Source organism: Paenibacillus sp. SEL1 (assembly GCF_054602535.1).
On the sequence record NZ_CM137723.1, the window covers coordinates 873,570 to 891,450 of the forward strand.

The following is a 17,881-nucleotide window of genomic DNA, read 5'->3' on the forward strand; positions in this document are numbered from 1 at the left end:
GCTACAGCTTGTTCAATGTCGGACCACCAATTCTCCGGCTACATCATCCCAGCGCCAAGAAACCTCATGTCCATGGAGATGCAGCCCCCCAAACCACTCATCGATCCCTTGAACTGCAATGCGGTCCGCTGATCCATTCAGTACCTCTTTACCCAACTCTGTCAGAATTACCTTTCGGTTCAAAAAATCCGGAATTTGTCTGAAATTCAAGCCAGCCTCATCCCCGTCAATCATCAGCAAAGGATGTTCGCCTTGCGCCAAAGCACGAATAAATTTCCAGTATTCGAGATCACCCATGCCGAGCACATGCAGGACGTCAGTTACCTGACGAAACAATTCCAATGGCGTATTCACTCCATTATGAACGGCCTGAAGCGTGGTCTGTTCCACAACGCCAAGACCATTCTGCTGCGAGGGCAGCCGCTTGAGATGCGCTGTGAAGGCTTCATAGGCAAAAGGCAGGCCGGAGGCTGCCAGTTCTGCCTTCTTGTCTTCCAGCAGATTAGCCATTTGAACAGGATCAGGAGAAGCATACGCCTGCCAAAGCTCGCTTCCAAGCTCCATTTCTTGCCGCCCAATAGTCCGCCAGGTCCCGGATAATGTTTGAAGCTGTGCCGGAGTGAGCTGTCCCAGACCATGAAACCGTTCGATTCCCGGAAACTCCCCAATACAGAGCAGGCTCAGCTTCGTGCGGCCCAGTTTCTGTCTTTTGAACCAGTGGAGCAGATAGGCGAGCATGCTCTGATCAAACAGGTCATGCTCAAACCACAATACGACTTCATCATACTTAATAAACTCTCGAAGTTTCTGCTCTTGTTCCTCACACCCCGTAATATATTCGTTGGCCGGAATACCCATCGTTTCCTCCAAGACCCGGGCCCGCAATGCCCGTTCTTCCGCCCCCGCTGGATTTGCAAATATCGGTCCTGCCGGATATACCTCTCTCCATACAAGCACATCACCCTGTACAACACCCTGCTTCAACATCTCACCTACAACATCACCGTTAACAATATGTAGCATGTTTTGCCCTCCCTCATACAAATGATTGAACACGGAAACGAGGTCGGCTACCGGGAGTGTACCTTTCAACTTTCGGCGGGCATCGTGCAGCCGCTTCTTAAGCGTCGGGACCGGAGTGCCCAGATAATCGGAAATTTCCTGCAGAGAGTAGCCGTAAAAATAAAACAATCGCAGAGGAACGCGCAGCTTGGCAGACAGTGCCTTCACCGATTGTTGCAGAACTTGGCTCTCCTCCCTACGCTCCGCAATTTCTGCTACACCCGGTACTCCTCCGGAAACCTGCACAGCCTCATCCAGAGGAAGCATCGAATGATGCTTACGCCGCAGCATCCGCTGGCACTGTCTTACGACAATGGTCTTGAACCAGCCTGGAAAAGCGGACGGGTTCTGTAGCTTCTCCAGATTCTGATAAGCCTCTATGAACGCATCCTGCACGGCATCTTCCGCGAGATGAACATCCTTCAGCATGTCATAGGACACGGCATATGCCATTCCGCGAAAATGCAGCATCAGCTGCCCGAACGCTTCTGCATCCCCTAACCGCGCCTTTTCAACCCACTCCCTCATACGTCCCTAGCCTCTTTTCTTTCGTGTTCTTATTCTTAAGTGCCAACTCCATGGGGGAAGGTTACAAATCATGTTGATGGAAAAATGAAATGATTGATAAATAGCGTCACTGAACACAGCAACCATATTAACAGATTCTTTCTCAAAAGAAGCATAATGTAGTTACAGCTGTTAGTTTCCAACAGAAATATATCATCTTTTATTTTTCACGAGGTTAAGCTCAATTCCATTATCCCTATCCTTCTGCATTTAAAAGCGCATACTAAAATTATAGAGAAGATAAATTATCACTATAAGAAGTTATGCAATAACAACTGCTGATTAAATGTACAGCCATAAAAAAACACTAAAAGGTGCCCGCCTTTAATTGGCCAAACACTCATTTAGTGAGTCAATTTAAAAACTAATTAATTTACCACGTAAGAGATTGGGCTGTCTTTATGTTGTGTCATTGTCGACTCTTCTGCCAATCCATACATATGATAGAAGCAACCCTGAAGCTCTATTAATTCACAAAATGTCCCTTTCTCTATAATTGCTCCATCAGCGAATACAAATATCATATCATAGCGCTCTAATACTGGTTTTGATAACCGATGAGTAACCATCACGCATGTAGTATTCTCTAAATTCAGAACTGTTTCTTCAACAGCATTTGCTGTTTCCTGATCAAGTGACGAAGTCGGCTCATCCATTAACAATAGGGGAGTGCGGCGTATTAACGTCCTTGCTATGGCTATTCTTTGCTTTTCACCTCCAGACAAAAAACTTCCTTTCTCTCCAACCTGTGTCTCCATTCCATTGGGTAGCTTATTAATTAGCATACTCAGACCAGATTTTTGAATAGCATCTTCAATTTCCTTATCAGAATATATCTGATGTAATACAATATTTTCCTTAATGCTACTATCAAATAAAAAAACATCCTGATGCAGGACAGACTCCAGTCTGCACCAATCCTCCATATTGATTTCCTTTAAATCTACTTCATCAATACTGATCCTGCCTTTGTAGTTCTCATATTGCTTCATTAAAAGCCGTAATACCGTTGATTTTCCTGACCCGCTCGGCCCGACTAAGGCATACTTCTTTCCTAACTCCAAATCCATATTTAATCCATGTACATTATAGCAGTCATCTTTATAACCAAAAGACACTTCTTTTAACGATACTTTATCCTGAATAGTCGGTTTGCGAATGTAAATCTTGTCCTGTCGCTCTGTATGTAAAAGTTGTGTAATCTTTGCCGATATATCACGTAACGACTTGATTTGAGTTATATATTGAATACTCATTTGTATCGGATTAACGATGCTATTAGTTAGTTGAACACAAGCAATCATAGTTCCCAACGTGATAAGCTGCCGTAAAGTAAGGAAACTCCCAATAATAAATACTGAAATAAACATAAATCCACCAAATACTTCACTAATAGAGGCAACCCAAGCACTCAATTTCTGAAATCTATATTTTTGATTTTCCGTCTCCTGATTAATACCATCAAATTGCCCATGTACATGCCCCTCAATACCAAAGCTTTTAATAACTGCAAATCCTGAATACATATCATTCGTATGAATCATAAATTTTTCTAAAGCTTCAACTACTTTTCTCTTACAATTTACAAGTTTCTTTTCAAACATTCGAGGGATAAACATAGATGACAGTGTTAATAAGACAAGGGCTATGACAATTGTAGGACTGAGTAAAAACATCGCTAACAAAGATGCTGAAAAAGATATAAATGTCCCAATTAACGAGAATATATTTTTAAAATAATCATCTTCAATCATCTTTATATCATTACTAAAAATAGAAATATACTTGGCGCTATGATTTGAAGAAAATTGTGTTAGACTTTTATTTAAAATATGCCCAAATACAATTTCTTTTAGATTAAGCATGGTCTTCCTCATATAAGAAGCATGAGATAAATTCGTTAGTAATCGAAGTATTGCACCCAGAATGATTAAAAATACAGCCAAAAAAGCTGATTTAACAAATTCTTGTTCACTTCCGGTTGTAACAGTGTCTACCAATTTCTTAAAGATAAAAGCCATATACATATTCATGAGGCTTGATAAAGTGATGCAAATGATAAGTAATATTAACTGAAATCTATACTTAAACAAAAAAAGCTTCATCACTAACCCCCATTAGAATATATTTTTGTCTGAAATTTAAATTTTCACACATTAATCATCCCTCTATTTTTGGCAGCAACTACAGCTTCTAATCTCGAATGCACCTCAAATTTATTGAAAATATTAGTTAAATAATATTCCACAGTCCTTTGACTAACACAGAAAATGACAGCGAGCTCCTTATTACTTTTCCCCTCTGCGACGCATTCCAAAATAGATCGTTCCTTGTTGTTAAGCACTACATAGTCCATTACTCCTTCACGGTGATGAAGCTGTTTCAGTAAGGTTACGGGTAAAACGGAAATACCGTTTAACACGTTTCTTATAGTCCAAATTAGTTGATCGTGCGAAGGATCATTTTCAATAAATGCTATAACGCCCAGGTTTAAGAGTTTATCCATCATTGTATATGTATGAACCTGTCCAATAAATAGTATGGGTATATCCTGAATTAGATGGATACATTCCAAATCTACAGGAAGCATTTTATTCAAATGATAGATACATAGATTAAAATTATATTTAGTTAAGTTCTCTTTTGCTTCCAAAATAGTTCTGATAAGTGTGACATGTATATATTGATCTTGTTCAATCCACAACTTGGTAACCTCTCCTGATTCAGGATGATCATCAATAAGTAAAATGCTGTACATTTGACTAACCTCCTGCGTATTTTATACTTACTAATATAATTCTCGACAAAGTAGCTAAATAACCGCCTGTCTACTAAAGATAAACAGGCGGTTTCATAATAAAGAAGATTACCAGGAGAAAATAATACAACCATGATAATACCAACAAGTACTGGCAGGTTCAACAGAACTTTGGGCTGCTTTTGGCTCTACAATCCAACGCATATTTCTCACCTCCTTTCAAAACTACAAAAGAGCGAAATAATAGAAAGTTAATACTTATACTTCAAGTCGGTGATAATTAAATTTAAGCATTTCACCTAAATTGTACTTGTACTCACAACAAACAGGCTGTTTGTCGATACTTTCAAACGCTTGCTGGGCACAACCTCCGCCACATAAGGGCAGCACTGAGCAACTTCGGCATTTTTCAATTTTATATGGGGAATAATTAAGCCACTTCTCCGTACGTTCATTAGAATATATACCATTACTAATATGACCTATCGCATAATTTGAGTTTCCTACCGTATTCCAGCATTTTTGAATCCAGCCATCTGGCTGCACTACAATTGAATTATCTGCAATAGCAGCACAAACAACAGGTACATATTGAGGGTAATAAGAAATATTAAGCCCTTTTTCCAATGCTTTCTCATACAAGCTCAGAATAACTCCAGAGAATTCTTGATTGGCAAAGCAGCTATTACTACTTGAACAACCTCCTGCCACATAATCAGTAGTGGCAGAAAAATAAATATTCACTTTTTCCCTAAAGTCTTGCTGCCCTAAATAATCCATATAATCTTCCATTGAAGCTACGTTGTTCAAATCTACATTTGAGCGTATATTAATGTGAACAAAATCACATGAATCTCTAATATTTTTTATTATTTGATCAAATGTCCCTTGTTGGTTCGCCAAAACCCTTCTTTTATCATGATTCACCTTATTACCATCGATCGTAATTTGAATACTTTTCAAACCCAAATCCCTTAAAATAACGGCACGACTTTTAGTTAGTAAATATCCGTTGCTAACCATGTAGTGCGCTATTTCAATATGTTTTGCGGCTGCCATAGTATTCATTTGATCCATGAGCCGAGTAACCTTTTTAAATTCAAGTAATGGTTCTCCGCCTGTCCAATTGACAGTAATATGTTTCAAATTTGTAGCTTCCATTGCACTTTTTATATAACTCAAAATATCTTGCTGAACTTGATCAGTGAAAGAATGATTACCTGTTTTCTCAGTCAAATTCTCATAGCAATAAGAGCATCTGAAATTACAATTAAACGTAGGTAAAATTGTAAGGTGTAATGTGCTTTTTTGATATCTAGTTGTAGTGAATGACTTCTCCATTATCTCTAATTCATTAACGGGATTCAGATATAAAAATCGTCCTTGTATTAAGTGTTCTAACTCTTCACAATTCGTTAGATAGGAAAAATCTTCATTAACGAGGGCCTCGTATAAGTCCTTCTTTATTTCTCCTAAACCGTTAGTCAGGCTATTATATATTAAGTATTTACCACATCCTTCCTCATACAGTTTCAAGTACTCGTTGTAAGAAGAAATTTTCATGTGTACCCCTTCTATCATTTAGTATTAAGTACCAGATTGACCTACTTCCACAATGTACCGAACTAAATAACTATTTATTACATCATTTTACATCCGACTAATCAATAACCATTCATTCATCTATTTAATTATATTTTACCATTACCTTTCTTAAAAATCACCGCAAATTAACCGCAAATTATAAATAAAGCAAAGATAAAATCATAGAGTGTAAGACAGACTATTTAACAAAAGTGGCCCCCTAGTTCCTCTATTTCTACCCACTGACAGAAACGAAAACACAAAAACCTCCAAAACGATATAGTATGCGACTATACCGCTGGAGGTCTTAACTTACAACCCTAAAACAAATATTTCCATTTCGTTAATTGTTAGCGTTCATCATTCAGATTTATTTTCATACCACCACTCGAAAAACCTGAATTAACAAGGCTCTTCGTTCGGTTTTCCGGCATCCGTAGCCGTACGGAAGCTTGAACCGCAGCCGCATGTAGCTACAGCATTCGGATTATGAATCGTGAATCTGGCGTTAGGCTAACGTTCGGCCAAAACCGCGTCAGATCAACGTTTTTGAGCGTTGAACGGGATTGTTAATTCGTATGACTACTTGTTAATCACACGCCTCTACAGCGCATAATCACGTTAATCGTATTCTACCCCAATGGATGGCGGAACGCAACGCCTATAAACGAAGAAAAAGCGCCCGCCTCCGGAGAGACAAGCGCTTAGTTTATCGTTGTGTTAGGTTATCCCCGAGATAAAAAATACTGTCTGGATTTTTCGTACTCCAGATTCCGGGCCGCACGCAGGGGCGCTTGGGGGCACGGCCCTCGCTATCTCCACGCAAAACGACGCCGATTAAATCGCTTTTGATAGCGTAAATAAGCGTTAATTTCGATCGGACACACGCAGCCATACGTACCACCCGTCCACCTTTTATGCAGCGGATATTCACGGACATGTGCACAAAATCCATATTATGCGAATATGTCTGCGCCCGGAAGCCGCGCCGTTATGCGGTTCCTACCGTACTGCATAAACGTACCATATTCACTGTATATACATAACCAGCGTATAATCCGTATAAATCCTTTAGTGACGCGGCTTTACGCCCTGCCCGGCCACCTACCCGCTGGTAACATATGCAGTGAAATACGCTGGTTCTCACGTCTGTTATGCATTACGTATGCAACCAAAACGTATAGCGTAAATCCGCCATATCCGAAGGTTTCCGAAGCGATAAAACAGCGAAACTCCGCGCCCCAACCGGACCCTCAGCTATTAGCACGCTTTCGTATCCGAAAAATTCCGAAGGGGTCACGCGTCCGGAGGCTCGTGTAGGAAAATTCGCTGTAAAGTATAGTTTTGGGACGTGATAATAATACGAAGAATAGCCCGTTACAGCGCGCTTCTGCCGTCATTTCACCCGATTTCGCATCGTTGTGAGCCACGCCCGACTCACCGCTAAATAAGGCCATGCATACGGCAACTATCCGCGAGCTCATCCGCTGAAAGCACCGACCAATCTATCGTAGTCTTGTGTCGTCGGCGTATTGCGGATACAAAGAGCCGAATTGCCCTCTCGTACTCCTTATTGAAGTCTTTACGCTGTCTCCATCGGTACAGGGTCTGTCTGTCTACCCCGCATACAGACGCAATATCATCTAGTGTATCATGCGTACCTTTAAGCGCCAACAATTCAATCGCCACCCTATGACGGTCGTCCAGCGGTGGACGTACGCGTCTCTTACGCCTCTTCTTCGCCATTGTAACGCAACTCCTTCCGTATGTAAAAAAAGAGCGGCTCGAAGGCCGCCCGTAAGATTAAGCACGTGACAATGCTTTTACAAGACGCCCACACAGTACCTCGATGTCAGAATCATTGTTAATCGTGACCCCGCCGAGATAAATATTCACATCGCCCGAACCACCTTTGCCGCGTTGCTGATCACGCCACTCGGACGCCTCGTGCTTCGTAAGGACTGTTTCATCCCGATGGAGACGCGCAGGATAATCGTTATATGGGACGCGGTCGAGCCCACCCGCATGACCATTCGCATTCGGACGTTCGACTTGAATAACGCCGTTTCCGCCAAAAGCCTCCGGCATACCTAACGAGAAGTTCCCGGATAATACCTGCGCCGCGTCAGAATTTTTGAACTCCTGCCACTTCTTATACGCGTACTCGATCGCAGAAGCCACCGCATCAATCGCCGCCTCCATAAACTTCAGGATAGGCTTAACGGTTTCCCACGCAGCCGAAAACGCCTCGCCCAACGTCGGAAGCATCGGTCTCACAACGTTATCAATCAGGAACGTAATCCCTTGCGCGAGGTATCCGACGAGCTTGGCTGCAATTGGAAATACCGTGTTGAATATGTCCAGAACGGTCGGCAATACCGCGACCACAACCTCACCGATCGCTTTAACTGCGGATTGAACCAATGTAAACACCGGCTGCATGAACGTCCAAGCTGACTGGAGAGCGCTCGATATCTGCGGAAAGTAGCTTTTAAATATGCCAACTACGTTCATAACTCCGTTTACGAGCGCGGTCCATGTCGCCTGCGCCGTCGGAAGCAACGATTTAACTCCGTTCATAACCGCTTGACCGACGGGAGCCAGCACAGTCATGACGCTAGTAAACGTAGACTTAATCGCGTTGCCCCACGACTTCGCTTGATCGGAGTCTAACCAGTTGTTTAATTGAATAGCGAGCTCGGACCCTTTATTTGCGAGTGCAGCGATCATCGGCATCGTTGGAAGTAGCGCGGATATCTGAAGCGTCTGTATAGCCCCTTCAAGTTGTTCCACTGCACCGGCTGCGTTGTTCATCTTTTCCTTGGCTACTTGGAGCGCAGTGACGTTGCTCATCTGACGCTGAAATTCCTTGACGCCTTTAGAACCCGCCTTATACAACGTGGTCGCTGCCTTCACACCATCCGTACCGAAAATATCTAGCAGCGTAGCCGTACGGTCTTGGTTCGACATTTTGCCGAGAGTCTGCTGCAATACATCAGCCACGCCCGCTAGGTCCTTGATCTTACCCTTTTCGAAGAACTTATTTGCCTTGCCGACGCCGATGCCGAGGTCTTCGAACAGTCGCGTAGCCTTCTTCGTCTGAGGCTGTAGATACATCAGCATAGACTTATAAGAGGTACCAGCATCCGACCCGGATTTCAACCCGTCATTGGACATGAGGCCGATCGCGGTATTAAAGTCTTTGAACGATACCCCTACCATGTCCGCAACGCCGCCCGCACTCGCGAGAGCATATCCGAGACTTCTTACGTCGGTTGCCCCGGAATTGGCAGTACCCGCGAGAATATCCGCAGCTTGTGCCGCTGTAAGCCCATCCTTCTTAAACGCGTTCAGCGACGTTGCCATTGTCTCCGCAGCTTCCGTGAGTTCCAAGCCGCCAGCCGTCGCGAGGTTCAGCGCTGCGTTCAGACCGCCCGCTTGGACTTGCGCAGTGGACATTCCCGCCTTCAAAAGCTCCTCGATCGCTTTTGCTGACTCAAGTGCTGAATATTTAGTAGCCATTCCCTGCTCCAGCGCGAGTTGTTGCATCTGCTTCATTTGTGCATCTGTAGAACCCGTTAAAGCTTTAATCGTGGACATTTGCTCCTCAAAATCCATTGCTTTTTTAACGGAATCTCCCGCAACGGCGACAGCAGAAACGGCAGACCCAAGAAGGCCCGCCGCTGCTCCGAACTTCATCATGCCGCCCATAGCCTTACTGAGCTTGCTGCTCATCTCGTCTCTTAACCGTAAATGCCCAATTAAATCAAACGACATTCCGTACCACCCACTCCCGATAACGATCGATCGCACGCAGTAACTTACGCAACGCATCGTGAACGGTTAGTGTCTGCCTCATAGCGTTTCGACCGCGATCCACGGCCTCATCCGCTTTCTCTAGCGCATCCGAAAGACGACGCATACGGTAGCCAACGGTCTTAATCGAGTGAACCCCGGAAGCCTCGAATTGTGCGGCTGTCTCCGTCCACGTTACGTACTGCTCCGCATGGTTTGTCCGGAATCCGTAGTTACCCGGCCGTGTATACGTAATGATCTCCGCCAGTAACACCGTGATCGGGACCGCACGCTCAAAAGCTACCGTAATATTGTCCGACATATAACTCCCCCTATCGTTATTGCGCCGCCTTCGCTTCCCGTTCAAGCTGGAGCATCATCGACGCGTACATAAACATCCGGTGCCGTCGCTCTTTCGCATAAACCTCGTCGGGCGGGATGCCGAGCCGTTGAAATATCTCGTGCAGCACGTAAGCCTCCCCGCCCGACTTGATTAGTTTTTTGCTTCGTCAATCAACTTCGCATCGTCTACGAATCCGGACAGTTTAAGCAACGCCTGTACGACGCGGGCCTGTTCGCCGGGCAACAACGCCTTTTTGACGACATCGGCTGCGTCAGACGCTTCGTAACGGTCTTTCAGCGCCTTATCGTTAAGGTCCGGATCGGCTACGGCTTTAACGATGAGTAGACGGTTAAATAGCGACTCGTCGACCGATCTATCCTTACCGGTAGTGGCCTGTGCGCGAGCCTTTTCGAGCGTATCTTCATCCAGCGCTTTGACGATAAAATCCGTCTTCAAACGAGGGATATACACGCCTTCCTGTAAATCCGTAGTGGCTCCGAGTAGTGCGTCCAGTCTGCTTGTTGTCATATAATCAACCTCCGTATGTTTTTGTTGGAATTAAAAAGAGGTCCCAAAGAAAAGGACCTCCGTGATTTCGCTATTTACTTACGCGGTCAGCCCTTTAATACGGGCGTGCGCCTTCTCTTGTTCGAACTCTAGCGTGTACTCTCCGACGATGATACCGGACTGATAATCGCCCTTGACGCCGAGGTACGTATGGCCGAAGGAGCGGTCGCCGAGCGGTCTAATCTTAATCCGATTCGCGTCTACGAAAAGAATCTCGTCAGGCTTCAGATTATCGTTAAGCACGACTTGGAATGTACCGAAGTCATTGACGATGTGGTCGACTTTCTGGCCGCGACTATTCTCCGCTTGTGTCAATCTAATCTGCGTAAATGCCATGTCGCTGATCGCGCGCTTCTGCACGGCAGGAACAACGAACGTATAGCCTGCGCTTCCTGTCGCAAAGCCACCCGCATTGTAGACTTTTTGTACCACGTCATCGAGTAGCTTTTTCGTAACAGGGCCGCCTGCGGTCGTTACGTTGGTCTCGATGAAGCTACGGATGCCGCGCATTGTGCGTCTATTGCCGTTGTCCGACTTCCTACCGCCGATAATTGCTTTTTCCAACTGGAGCGCAAGTTCGATTTGCTTCTTCGCTTTCTCGTAACTGTACAATCCTGACGTCCCGATACCGTACTGTGCTACCGCCTCAGCGGAACCGGTGATGCTCACCGTATCCTCGAAGATTTGCGTCACATTGTCGACCTTGACTCGTTCTTTAAAGCGGGCTTCCCGTGCGTCTGCGCCTTCCAGACCATCGCCGTACAACGATTCAATCGGAGAATCCTTCGTAATCGCGGCGGCAGTTGTTCCGTTGTAACCGCGAACGACCGTAATCTTATTCGCGGTGGTATCGACGGCCTGAATCAATACGAGTTCATCGCCAATTTCCGCAATGGTACGCGGTCGGAATGGCTCGGTGCTGGCGACCTTAATCTCCGTTGCATCCACAGCAGCAGCGGCAGTTACCGTCGTCCGTGTTGCGAACATCACGTCCTCGTACCATACGTGCGTAGTTGATGTAACTGGCTGGCTGAATCCGAGTAAATTCAGCATCGGCGTTTGTGTTGGGTTAAGTAGCAGAATTTCGTCGGCTACAGATTCGCGTTTACCTACCAAGTCAGTTGTATAAATTGTCATAATAAATTCCCCCTATTATTTTTGAAGTTTTCTTTTAATGCCCATATACTCGACCATGTCTTCCGGACGACCGGTACGTTTGGCTTTTTCCGCTGCTGTCGCAAGTCGCTGTTCACTCGTCTTTTCGACTCTCTCTTGATAGTTGAGACCGGACGGGCCCCCTATTGTACGCGGCTCTTTAGGTTTAGCGGCTGCGGTAAACGCGGTCAGGATTTCATCAATCCCCTGCGCTTGCCCTGCGTCATCAAACGTTACAGCAGAAAGATTTACGATACCCGCCAGTGCGTCCGGATCGTCAATACCTGCTGCTCTTGCCTTCCGATAGAATGCGTTGCTAACACGTTGGCTGTGTAGCTCCGTTGTCAACGTTTCAAGGCGCTGTTTGAGCTCCACGCGTTCATCCTCCCGCGTTGGCTCTTGCGTTTGTTCTTCCGGGATATCCGGATTTGTTACGTCTTCCACGTATACCGCTCCTTTACCATTTAAATTTCATGTGCCTGAACCACGTAAAACCTCGTGGCGTCATTAGCCGTTTTATTGCTGGAGTAATCACCGGTCTCACCTCCTTCACGCTAATTCCTCTGTTGCGGTAATTATTTGTAGTGCTCGATCGGCTGCGCCCAGCACGTTTGAATGAAGCCGAATACTCTCGCCGATGAACAATCCCCGCGCAGCCACTTCGTCAAAAGCGGAAACTATCGCGCCAGCTCCGGCCTCGATTGGATCGTCGCTATCCTCTGAAATAGGCTTACTACCTTGTAGAATCGGCCACCCAACGGATGAGTCAACGTAGACAAAGTCACGGCCAAAGTTCCGCTCATGCTCAATCGTCGGTAATCCCTTGCTCATTTCCGTTTCCCCCTTCGTCTACGTTTCCGTTCCTCTTCCGCGATCATAGGCGCAGCGAATCGAATCCACGCGCGGGATACGGAGTCACCGAAAGTAACATTTATACCGTCAGCGAACGTTACGACTGTTTGATACTGCGGATTCACGTTTACTACCTCCTCGCTACTTGTGTACTTAAATACCGACATTGTACGGAATCATCGCCGCGCCAGGCTTTACACCGCTTATCCGCTTTTGACATCGCGTGAAGCAATACGCAGCTCGAATCCGGCTTGTAATACGGACAATATGCAGCCGCGTCCTCTCGATCACTCACTAGCTCACCTCCCGTTTAAAGCGTACATAACCGGTACTTATTTCCCGTGTTTTCGCTTGATTTCAGACGCGCAAAAATAAGCCGAGGGTCATTGTTCCTCCGCTTGTCTAATACGCTAATACCACGCTAATTCAACGTATAGGGTACTGCGCCGTCATGCGCTGATTTGGCAATTTAACAGCCGTTTGATAGACCGTTTCCGCGCTTCCGGTACACGATACTGAATCGCGATTAACTTGCCGAATCGGAAATACTCGGCCATGACGTGAAAATCCGTATAGCTACGCTTGATCTTCGCCATAACGGTAGCATCCTCTGTGTAAGCTGCGAGGTTGTCCGAATCGATCCGCCATATCTTGTTACCCACGTAAGGCCCTCCTTTTGGGTACGACAAATAAGCCCCTCGGAAATCAGGGCCGCTTTGGTCGTGTGCGGTTTTTAATTGAAGAGAACTTTAATCGCCGCCAGCTTTTCCGCTGACCCTGCGAAAACAATACGCGGATTAATAATAATGCGCTTCTTACGTCTATCGCGGACGTTATGCGGCAGGTAGAACACCGGCTCACCTTCAAGCTTGATAGACTCAAGGGCAATACGAAGTCGCTGCGTGTCCTGATAATGGAGCAAAGCCGCCAGCCTTTCGAGGTCCATCGGTTGGAGCCGGTCTTCATCGGACTCCTCCGGATTGTAGCAAACGATATTCGTCGAAAAGCTTACGAAAGGAAGAACCGCGTAGATGATCGCTAACTGTTTGACCGTCCTACCGTTATATCGTTTGTAGAGCTCACGGACTGTGTCCCGAAACATCCGAGTATGTCGGTAGCTGTCTAGCTTATACGGCGAATCCTTTAGCACACCTCTGTAAAATATGGAGGGATTGATGTAAAGATCGCCGTGTTCATCCTCTACTGTAAGAACAGCCTCACCCACTAGCTTACGATACAGTTCCGAGAAACGTGGGCGGCTCATCCCGAGCAATCTTTCGAGTTGCTTCCGATCTATACGTCGTCCGTTGTCGTGCTGAAGACGACCGTTATATCCGGTGTATGTCCCGATGAACATTAGACGAGCTAGATCGGACTGTGTAAGCGACGGAAACCTTTCGCTCATCGTTATGCAGCCGTCAAATAGAGCGAATACAAATCCACCGTTTTCCGATTCGTGCGTACTAATCTCATTTACAGCAGAATAGCCATGCGCCTGTTTTTCCGTAACCTTAATTGCGATTTCTAGCGTATCTCCGAGCATATCCCCGACTTCCTGCTCGACGGCTTCCTTCTGAGCAATTACACCTCGCTTTACTTTGGGCGTAAGACCTGCCCATACTCGATGTTCCTCCTTGCGCACGACTGACACGCAATCCCCTCCTTTTGGAAATTAATAAATACCCTGCTTTTCAGGAACAAAAAAGGCGAAATACCCTGCTTTTCAGGAACAAGCTTTTTAGAGTGGCACTACTGAAAAACGTTGATGCAAAGCCTTTTTTCGTTCTTTTTCTGGATTTTCGTCGATTCTATCCCTCTTTATTCAGTCAATTATTATTCTTTGACACGCATGAAGTATGGTATGAAGATGATCGTATAACCTCCTGCCGCCTCCCTTTGGTCGTTGCCTCACCGCGCCCAAAAGATGGCACGATGAAAGTGTATCTCTACCAAAGTCTTTCTCGCGTTTAGAATATGTACAGACGTCCCGGTTAGGGGCGGATGTCCGCAGGAGCGTAGCGACGCGGAAGGTAGAGTGTATGAACACGTTATATCTAACGTTGCAGCGTCTACTTTCCCGGTAGTAACGTATCCCGGTATATCTCGAGCAGCCGCTCCAACTTCGGCGGGCTCAGCTCCAGTTCCTCAACACAGCGCTGGCGCATCGTTTCATTAATCGGGCGTTCTCCTTTCTCCACGCGCCATAGATGCGATTCAGACACGCCGAGTAAGGCCGCCATTTCCGCAAGGGATAGACGGTAGATCAGCCGCAGCTTTTTGACGGTGGTAAAATCGATAATCATAACGTTAGCCTCCTTTAATTGCGCAAGATTTCTTGCGTGTAGTGTAAATAAAAAGACCGCCGTCATGTCGTTAGGCAATCGACACGAGAGCGATCAATTTCGGTTGCAATCCGGACGTTTTCGTCGTATAATATACTTGGGTTATCATGACCCTTACCAGCCCCTTCGTAAGTTATAAATATACTGTCAAAAAGGGACAACTAGAGACGAAAATTTCGAAATTTATTTTTAATTCTTGTTAGCCTCCGCTTTGCTACCTCGTATGGAAGGCCGCTAATCTGCGCTGCATACGCTCCTTTCATTATGAATCGCCCTTCTCTCGTAACGCTGTATCCCTCATGCTGGTTTTCTTGTATGTCCTTTTCCGCCTTGTCCGTAAGCTTGCGTAAGAACTCGCTCTGCTGCTTGGTTAGGCTTTTCGCCAACTTCGACGGCGGCACATCCACACCAAGTATGGACGCGATCGGACTAGTGAACTGCGGTTTTATCATCCAATCGCCACCACCACGCCTGACACGTCGCAAGCCGTTCCGCTTTGATTGCTCGCCATAATACCGGGTCATCAACGAAGCGTTAACGTATTTGACTATTTCTTGTTCGCTGCGTTCGAGGTCGACGTATTTCAGTACGTGTTTGAGCGCCTTCTCCATATCTTCCATAACTTCCGTACGGATGCGCGCTTCCTCTTTAACTGCCTCTGCCTCTGTCTTCTCAATAAGAGCCAATACGTGAAGATACCATTTATAATCGGGTTCGAATCCTCCGTCTATAAAACGTTCCTCTATTGTGCTCTCTTCCTGCCGAAGCCACGCCATAAGTTCCGCGTTAATTTCGTATGTGTACAAATACCTATCAAATTCAATCGGCTCAAACGGAATGTCAATGTTTAAGTCGATTGTCATTATGGAGAGATATCGGTTCAACTCGGGATAACTATATCTTAAAGGCTGTCGAACGTACCAAGCGTATTTTACCGCCATTTCACGTATAGCCTTGATCCGATAAGCAATGTATTGTCGCGGCTCTGCCAGTGTGATATAAACCTCTCTTATTTCAGAAGAGGCATACCTCCGTGTAGGGTTGTCCATGAAGTCGACCGTCTCAACATCGTCCATAATTCCATTGATGATGCTGATATCACCTGTTTCCTGGTATGCTTTGATCGCATCTTTGAGGTTCATACTTCTCCTCCCGATTCTATTTTTCTCTAGTCTAGCGTAGACCTTCTATTTTGTGAATTATTGCAATCAAAACGTATGCTTTTTTCATTCGCTACAGATCCTCCTGTTTTGCGGATTGTTGGCAAAATCTCGCCACTTATCCATTTACGGAAGGCACGAGCTTCTGGCTTACGACTCTCAAGGATTACATCATAGAGTCCGTCCTCATTGATTATCGTTGCATTTTGGCTCTGTCACGCGAATCTTTGACGGTGTGGGTTGAAACCACCTCGTCACTCAATCGACGTCTAACATCTGGCGACGTTTTCGTAGCGTCCTGCGATTCTTATTTATTTCGGAATACAATAACCGCGACAATTACCGATGCGACTAAAGCCGCAACACAGACAATCCAAGTTAACGCATCCATACGATTTCCCTCCTAAAAGAGGGGCCGAAGCCCCGTGTTATTTAATTTCTATAGTGAACTTGACCGAGCTGCGACCCATTTCCTTTGCATCGCGAATAGCCCCCGCGACAATGGCATGAACATCCTTCATTGTGTATGCGTCTGTTTGGCTCCAGTATCCTTTATCCTCTGTCACCACATATTTCGCTTTTTCCATATTCCATAGCCTCCCGCGTAAGACCGCCGCCAATTGTGTATGTTAGATCGTTATGTTATGATTGGGTATAGAAGGCGCTGTGTAAGCCGCCCTCTACCAAGGAATCCTTAACGTCTGCGTGGGCCGCGTCGTTTACTGGTTCCTTTTTTCTTTTTATTACGGCGGTGTGTTTTAAGTATTGCGATTGCTGTAACCAATTGTATGACGGCCGTAATAAAGTTTACCCAATCTTTCATGTTGATGTTCTCCTTTCCGATGACTCTTTTAACGTGTCATCCTTATATACATATTATACACTAGTGTATAATCATTAGTCAATAGTTTTGACAAAAGTTTATTTTCCCTCTATATTAGGTATATAAAAACGTTCGGAGGAGTGGCATAATTGATTAAGGTGACCCCCAAGCTAAGCACTATATTGAAAGAACGCGGACTCACGCAGACTGAATTAGCAACGGCAGCGGGAATCCCGCAGGCAGCTGTATCTAGATTCGACCGAGCCAGCCAAGGAGCATACGCAAACATTATCGCCATTGCCCGTGCCTTGGGCGTTGCAGTTGAGGACCTTTTCGAAATTGAGGAGGAAGCGTAGTGAAAACGTTGGAAGAATGGCGGTACGGCAAATCTACGGCTGCCGAGGATAAGCGAGTAGAGGCCAGGTTCATTTACGATGTTCGTTTCTCCCTGACGACCTATGTTGAACATAGACCGTTCGTCCTCGTCCAACCTAAATAGTGCTTGCGTAACATTCACGACCCCTATTGAGTCACAAACATCTTTCGCAACGAACCACGATTCGCCTTCGATTACTACCGTTCTTACTTCCTCCAAGTGGTCAATAAAAAATTTCAAACAAAACGGAACCTACGTTCTTATCTTGCGTATTACTAGATATAACAAGCAGACGACCGGTGCCTGAACCGGATTTACCGGCCGATCGTCTTGGTGTGAAAAATTTATATAAACTACGCCTGCCTGACGGATATTGCCGTATCCGGACGTAGGAATTATCGAAGCCGGCCAAACCGCAGTACATGCGTTGGCGCGCAGTCTACGGATGGCCGGAGATTTAAAGCAGCGACCTGTTAGCGCAGGTCAGATGTCCGCAT

The 17,881-nt window shown here is 45.6% G+C and carries 23 protein-coding genes and 2 pseudogenes; 2 read left to right on the forward strand and 23 right to left on the reverse strand.

Annotation, left to right across the window (positions count from 1 at the left end):
- Nucleotides 1-12 precede the first annotated feature (12 nt).
- The 22 genes and pseudogenes from ACYCSE_RS03985 to ACYCSE_RS04090 form a co-directional block, all read right to left on the reverse strand.
- Complete coding sequence (locus ACYCSE_RS03985; protein WP_322173162.1) at nucleotides 13-1,590, reverse strand: sigma-70 family RNA polymerase sigma factor; 1,578 nt, start codon at nucleotides 1,588-1,590, stop codon at nucleotides 13-15.
- Between the two features lie 407 nt (nucleotides 1,591-1,997).
- Nucleotides 1,998-3,734 carry an ABC transporter ATP-binding protein gene (locus ACYCSE_RS03990; protein WP_254350154.1) on the reverse strand — a complete coding sequence of 579 codons (1,737 nt, stop codon included), beginning with the start codon at nucleotides 3,732-3,734 and terminating at the stop codon, nucleotides 1,998-2,000.
- A gap of 44 nt (nucleotides 3,735-3,778) precedes the next feature.
- Nucleotides 3,779-4,387, reverse strand: coding sequence for a response regulator transcription factor (locus ACYCSE_RS03995; protein WP_322173165.1), 609 nt, complete (start codon nucleotides 4,385-4,387; stop codon nucleotides 3,779-3,781).
- A gap of 258 nt (nucleotides 4,388-4,645) precedes the next feature.
- Nucleotides 4,646-5,950 (reverse strand): radical SAM protein, encoded by a 1,305-nt coding sequence (locus ACYCSE_RS04000; protein WP_459701517.1) that lies wholly within the window; start codon nucleotides 5,948-5,950, stop codon nucleotides 4,646-4,648.
- Between the two features lie 423 nt (nucleotides 5,951-6,373).
- A pseudogene (locus tag ACYCSE_RS04005) lies at nucleotides 6,374-6,472 on the reverse strand (iron-sulfur cluster assembly accessory protein); the annotation flags it as partial.
- 942 nt (nucleotides 6,473-7,414) lie between these two features.
- On the reverse strand, nucleotides 7,415-7,717 hold the full coding sequence (locus tag ACYCSE_RS04010) for a phBC6A51 family helix-turn-helix protein (RefSeq protein ID WP_459701519.1): 303 nt from the start codon (nucleotides 7,715-7,717) through the stop codon (nucleotides 7,415-7,417).
- 57 nt (nucleotides 7,718-7,774) lie between these two features.
- Nucleotides 7,775-9,748, reverse strand: a complete 1,974-nt coding sequence (locus ACYCSE_RS04015; RefSeq protein ID WP_459701521.1) for a phage tail tape measure protein — start codon at nucleotides 9,746-9,748, stop codon at nucleotides 7,775-7,777.
- On the reverse strand, nucleotides 9,738-10,088 hold the full coding sequence (locus ACYCSE_RS04020; protein ID WP_192510628.1) for a hypothetical protein: 351 nt from the start codon (nucleotides 10,086-10,088) through the stop codon (nucleotides 9,738-9,740). The genes ACYCSE_RS04015 and ACYCSE_RS04020 overlap by 11 nt, the downstream gene beginning before the upstream one ends.
- Nucleotides 10,089-10,104: 16 nt before the next feature.
- Nucleotides 10,105-10,236, reverse strand: coding sequence for a hypothetical protein (locus tag ACYCSE_RS04025; protein ID WP_273041341.1), 132 nt, complete (start codon nucleotides 10,234-10,236; stop codon nucleotides 10,105-10,107).
- Nucleotides 10,237-10,259: 23 nt separating this feature from the next.
- A complete protein-coding gene (locus ACYCSE_RS04030; protein ID WP_459701525.1) occupies nucleotides 10,260-10,637 on the reverse strand; it encodes a phage tail assembly chaperone in 378 nt (125 codons plus the stop codon).
- 78 nt (nucleotides 10,638-10,715) lie between these two features.
- Nucleotides 10,716-11,813 carry an SU10 major capsid protein gene (locus tag ACYCSE_RS04035; protein WP_459701527.1) on the reverse strand — a complete coding sequence of 366 codons (1,098 nt, stop codon included), beginning with the start codon at nucleotides 11,811-11,813 and terminating at the stop codon, nucleotides 10,716-10,718.
- 15 nt (nucleotides 11,814-11,828) lie between these two features.
- Nucleotides 11,829-12,275, reverse strand: coding sequence for a hypothetical protein (locus ACYCSE_RS04040; RefSeq protein ID WP_459701529.1), 447 nt, complete (start codon nucleotides 12,273-12,275; stop codon nucleotides 11,829-11,831).
- A gap of 105 nt (nucleotides 12,276-12,380) precedes the next feature.
- Nucleotides 12,381-12,662 (reverse strand): hypothetical protein, encoded by a 282-nt coding sequence (locus ACYCSE_RS04045; protein ID WP_459701531.1) that lies wholly within the window; start codon nucleotides 12,660-12,662, stop codon nucleotides 12,381-12,383.
- Entirely contained in the window at nucleotides 12,659-12,808 is a 150-nt protein-coding gene (locus tag ACYCSE_RS04050) for a hypothetical protein (protein WP_459701533.1), read from the reverse strand. The genes ACYCSE_RS04045 and ACYCSE_RS04050 overlap by 4 nt, the downstream gene beginning before the upstream one ends.
- A 28-nt stretch (nucleotides 12,809-12,836) precedes the next feature.
- Complete coding sequence (locus ACYCSE_RS04055; RefSeq protein WP_459701534.1) at nucleotides 12,837-12,974, reverse strand: hypothetical protein; 138 nt, start codon at nucleotides 12,972-12,974, stop codon at nucleotides 12,837-12,839.
- 158 nt (nucleotides 12,975-13,132) lie between these two features.
- The gene (locus ACYCSE_RS04060) at nucleotides 13,133-13,345 is read right to left on the reverse strand and encodes a hypothetical protein (RefSeq protein WP_459701536.1); all 213 of its coding nucleotides are present in this window, start codon (nucleotides 13,343-13,345) and stop codon (nucleotides 13,133-13,135) included.
- A gap of 71 nt (nucleotides 13,346-13,416) precedes the next feature.
- The gene (locus ACYCSE_RS04065; protein ID WP_459701537.1) at nucleotides 13,417-14,334 is read right to left on the reverse strand and encodes a hypothetical protein; all 918 of its coding nucleotides are present in this window, start codon (nucleotides 14,332-14,334) and stop codon (nucleotides 13,417-13,419) included.
- A gap of 418 nt (nucleotides 14,335-14,752) precedes the next feature.
- Nucleotides 14,753-14,986, reverse strand: coding sequence for a helix-turn-helix domain-containing protein (locus ACYCSE_RS04070; protein WP_459701539.1), 234 nt, complete (start codon nucleotides 14,984-14,986; stop codon nucleotides 14,753-14,755).
- Between the two features lie 200 nt (nucleotides 14,987-15,186).
- Nucleotides 15,187-16,167 (reverse strand): hypothetical protein, encoded by a 981-nt coding sequence (locus ACYCSE_RS04075; protein WP_459701541.1) that lies wholly within the window; start codon nucleotides 16,165-16,167, stop codon nucleotides 15,187-15,189.
- 26 nt (nucleotides 16,168-16,193) lie between these two features.
- The gene (locus tag ACYCSE_RS04080) at nucleotides 16,194-16,382 is read right to left on the reverse strand and encodes a BRO-N domain-containing protein (protein ID WP_459702474.1); all 189 of its coding nucleotides are present in this window, start codon (nucleotides 16,380-16,382) and stop codon (nucleotides 16,194-16,196) included.
- Between the two features lie 231 nt (nucleotides 16,383-16,613).
- Nucleotides 16,614-16,772, reverse strand: coding sequence for a hypothetical protein (locus ACYCSE_RS04085; RefSeq protein WP_165181746.1), 159 nt, complete (start codon nucleotides 16,770-16,772; stop codon nucleotides 16,614-16,616).
- Between the two features lie 107 nt (nucleotides 16,773-16,879).
- Nucleotides 16,880-17,008: a hypothetical protein gene (locus tag ACYCSE_RS04090; protein WP_459701543.1), complete on the reverse strand. Its 129-nt coding sequence runs from the start codon at nucleotides 17,006-17,008 to the stop codon at nucleotides 16,880-16,882.
- Between the two features lie 158 nt (nucleotides 17,009-17,166).
- Here ACYCSE_RS04090 and ACYCSE_RS04095 point away from each other — a divergent pair, with 158 nt between their 5' ends.
- Nucleotides 17,167-17,364, forward strand: coding sequence for a helix-turn-helix domain-containing protein (locus tag ACYCSE_RS04095; protein ID WP_459702475.1), 198 nt, complete (start codon nucleotides 17,167-17,169; stop codon nucleotides 17,362-17,364).
- The gene (locus ACYCSE_RS04100; RefSeq protein WP_459701545.1) at nucleotides 17,364-17,507 is read left to right on the forward strand and encodes a hypothetical protein; all 144 of its coding nucleotides are present in this window, start codon (nucleotides 17,364-17,366) and stop codon (nucleotides 17,505-17,507) included. Before ACYCSE_RS04095 ends, ACYCSE_RS04100 begins: the two co-directional genes overlap by 1 nt.
- Here the strand turns inward: ACYCSE_RS04100 and ACYCSE_RS04105 are convergent.
- Nucleotides 17,460-17,624 (reverse strand): annotated as a pseudogene (locus tag ACYCSE_RS04105) (BRO-N domain-containing protein); the annotation flags it as partial. The gene ACYCSE_RS04100 and the pseudogene ACYCSE_RS04105 overlap by 48 nt on opposite strands.
- Nucleotides 17,625-17,881: the final 257 nt, after the last annotated feature.

What these genes read in the sequence shown, in the direction of transcription:
- ACYCSE_RS04085 (WP_165181746.1), bottom strand. Translation starts at nt 16,772, where the DNA reads ATGGAAAAAGCGAAATATGTGGTGACAGAGGATAAAGGATACTGGAGC.
- ACYCSE_RS04010 (WP_459701519.1), bottom strand. Translation starts at nt 7,717, where the DNA reads ATGGCGAAGAAGAGGCGTAAGAGACGCGTACGTCCACCGCTGGACGAC.
- ACYCSE_RS03990 (WP_254350154.1), bottom strand. Translation starts at nt 3,734, where the DNA reads ATGAAGCTTTTTTTGTTTAAGTATAGATTTCAGTTAATATTACTTATC.
- ACYCSE_RS04035 (WP_459701527.1), bottom strand. Translation starts at nt 11,813, where the DNA reads ATGACAATTTATACAACTGACTTGGTAGGTAAACGCGAATCTGTAGCC.
- ACYCSE_RS04020 (WP_192510628.1), bottom strand. Translation starts at nt 10,088, where the DNA reads ATGTCGGACAATATTACGGTAGCTTTTGAGCGTGCGGTCCCGATCACG.
- ACYCSE_RS04045 (WP_459701531.1), bottom strand. Translation starts at nt 12,662, where the DNA reads ATGAGCAAGGGATTACCGACGATTGAGCATGAGCGGAACTTTGGCCGT.
- ACYCSE_RS04030 (WP_459701525.1), bottom strand. Translation starts at nt 10,637, where the DNA reads ATGACAACAAGCAGACTGGACGCACTACTCGGAGCCACTACGGATTTA.
- ACYCSE_RS04000 (WP_459701517.1), bottom strand. Translation starts at nt 5,950, where the DNA reads ATGAAAATTTCTTCTTACAACGAGTACTTGAAACTGTATGAGGAAGGA.
- ACYCSE_RS04090 (WP_459701543.1), bottom strand. Translation starts at nt 17,008, where the DNA reads ATGAAAGATTGGGTAAACTTTATTACGGCCGTCATACAATTGGTTACA.
- ACYCSE_RS04015 (WP_459701521.1), bottom strand. Translation starts at nt 9,748, where the DNA reads ATGTCGTTTGATTTAATTGGGCATTTACGGTTAAGAGACGAGATGAGC.
- ACYCSE_RS03995 (WP_322173165.1), bottom strand. Translation starts at nt 4,387, where the DNA reads ATGTACAGCATTTTACTTATTGATGATCATCCTGAATCAGGAGAGGTT.
- ACYCSE_RS04075 (WP_459701541.1), bottom strand. Translation starts at nt 16,167, where the DNA reads ATGAACCTCAAAGATGCGATCAAAGCATACCAGGAAACAGGTGATATC.
- ACYCSE_RS04070 (WP_459701539.1), bottom strand. Translation starts at nt 14,986, where the DNA reads ATGATTATCGATTTTACCACCGTCAAAAAGCTGCGGCTGATCTACCGT.
- ACYCSE_RS03985 (WP_322173162.1), bottom strand. Translation starts at nt 1,590, where the DNA reads ATGAGGGAGTGGGTTGAAAAGGCGCGGTTAGGGGATGCAGAAGCGTTC.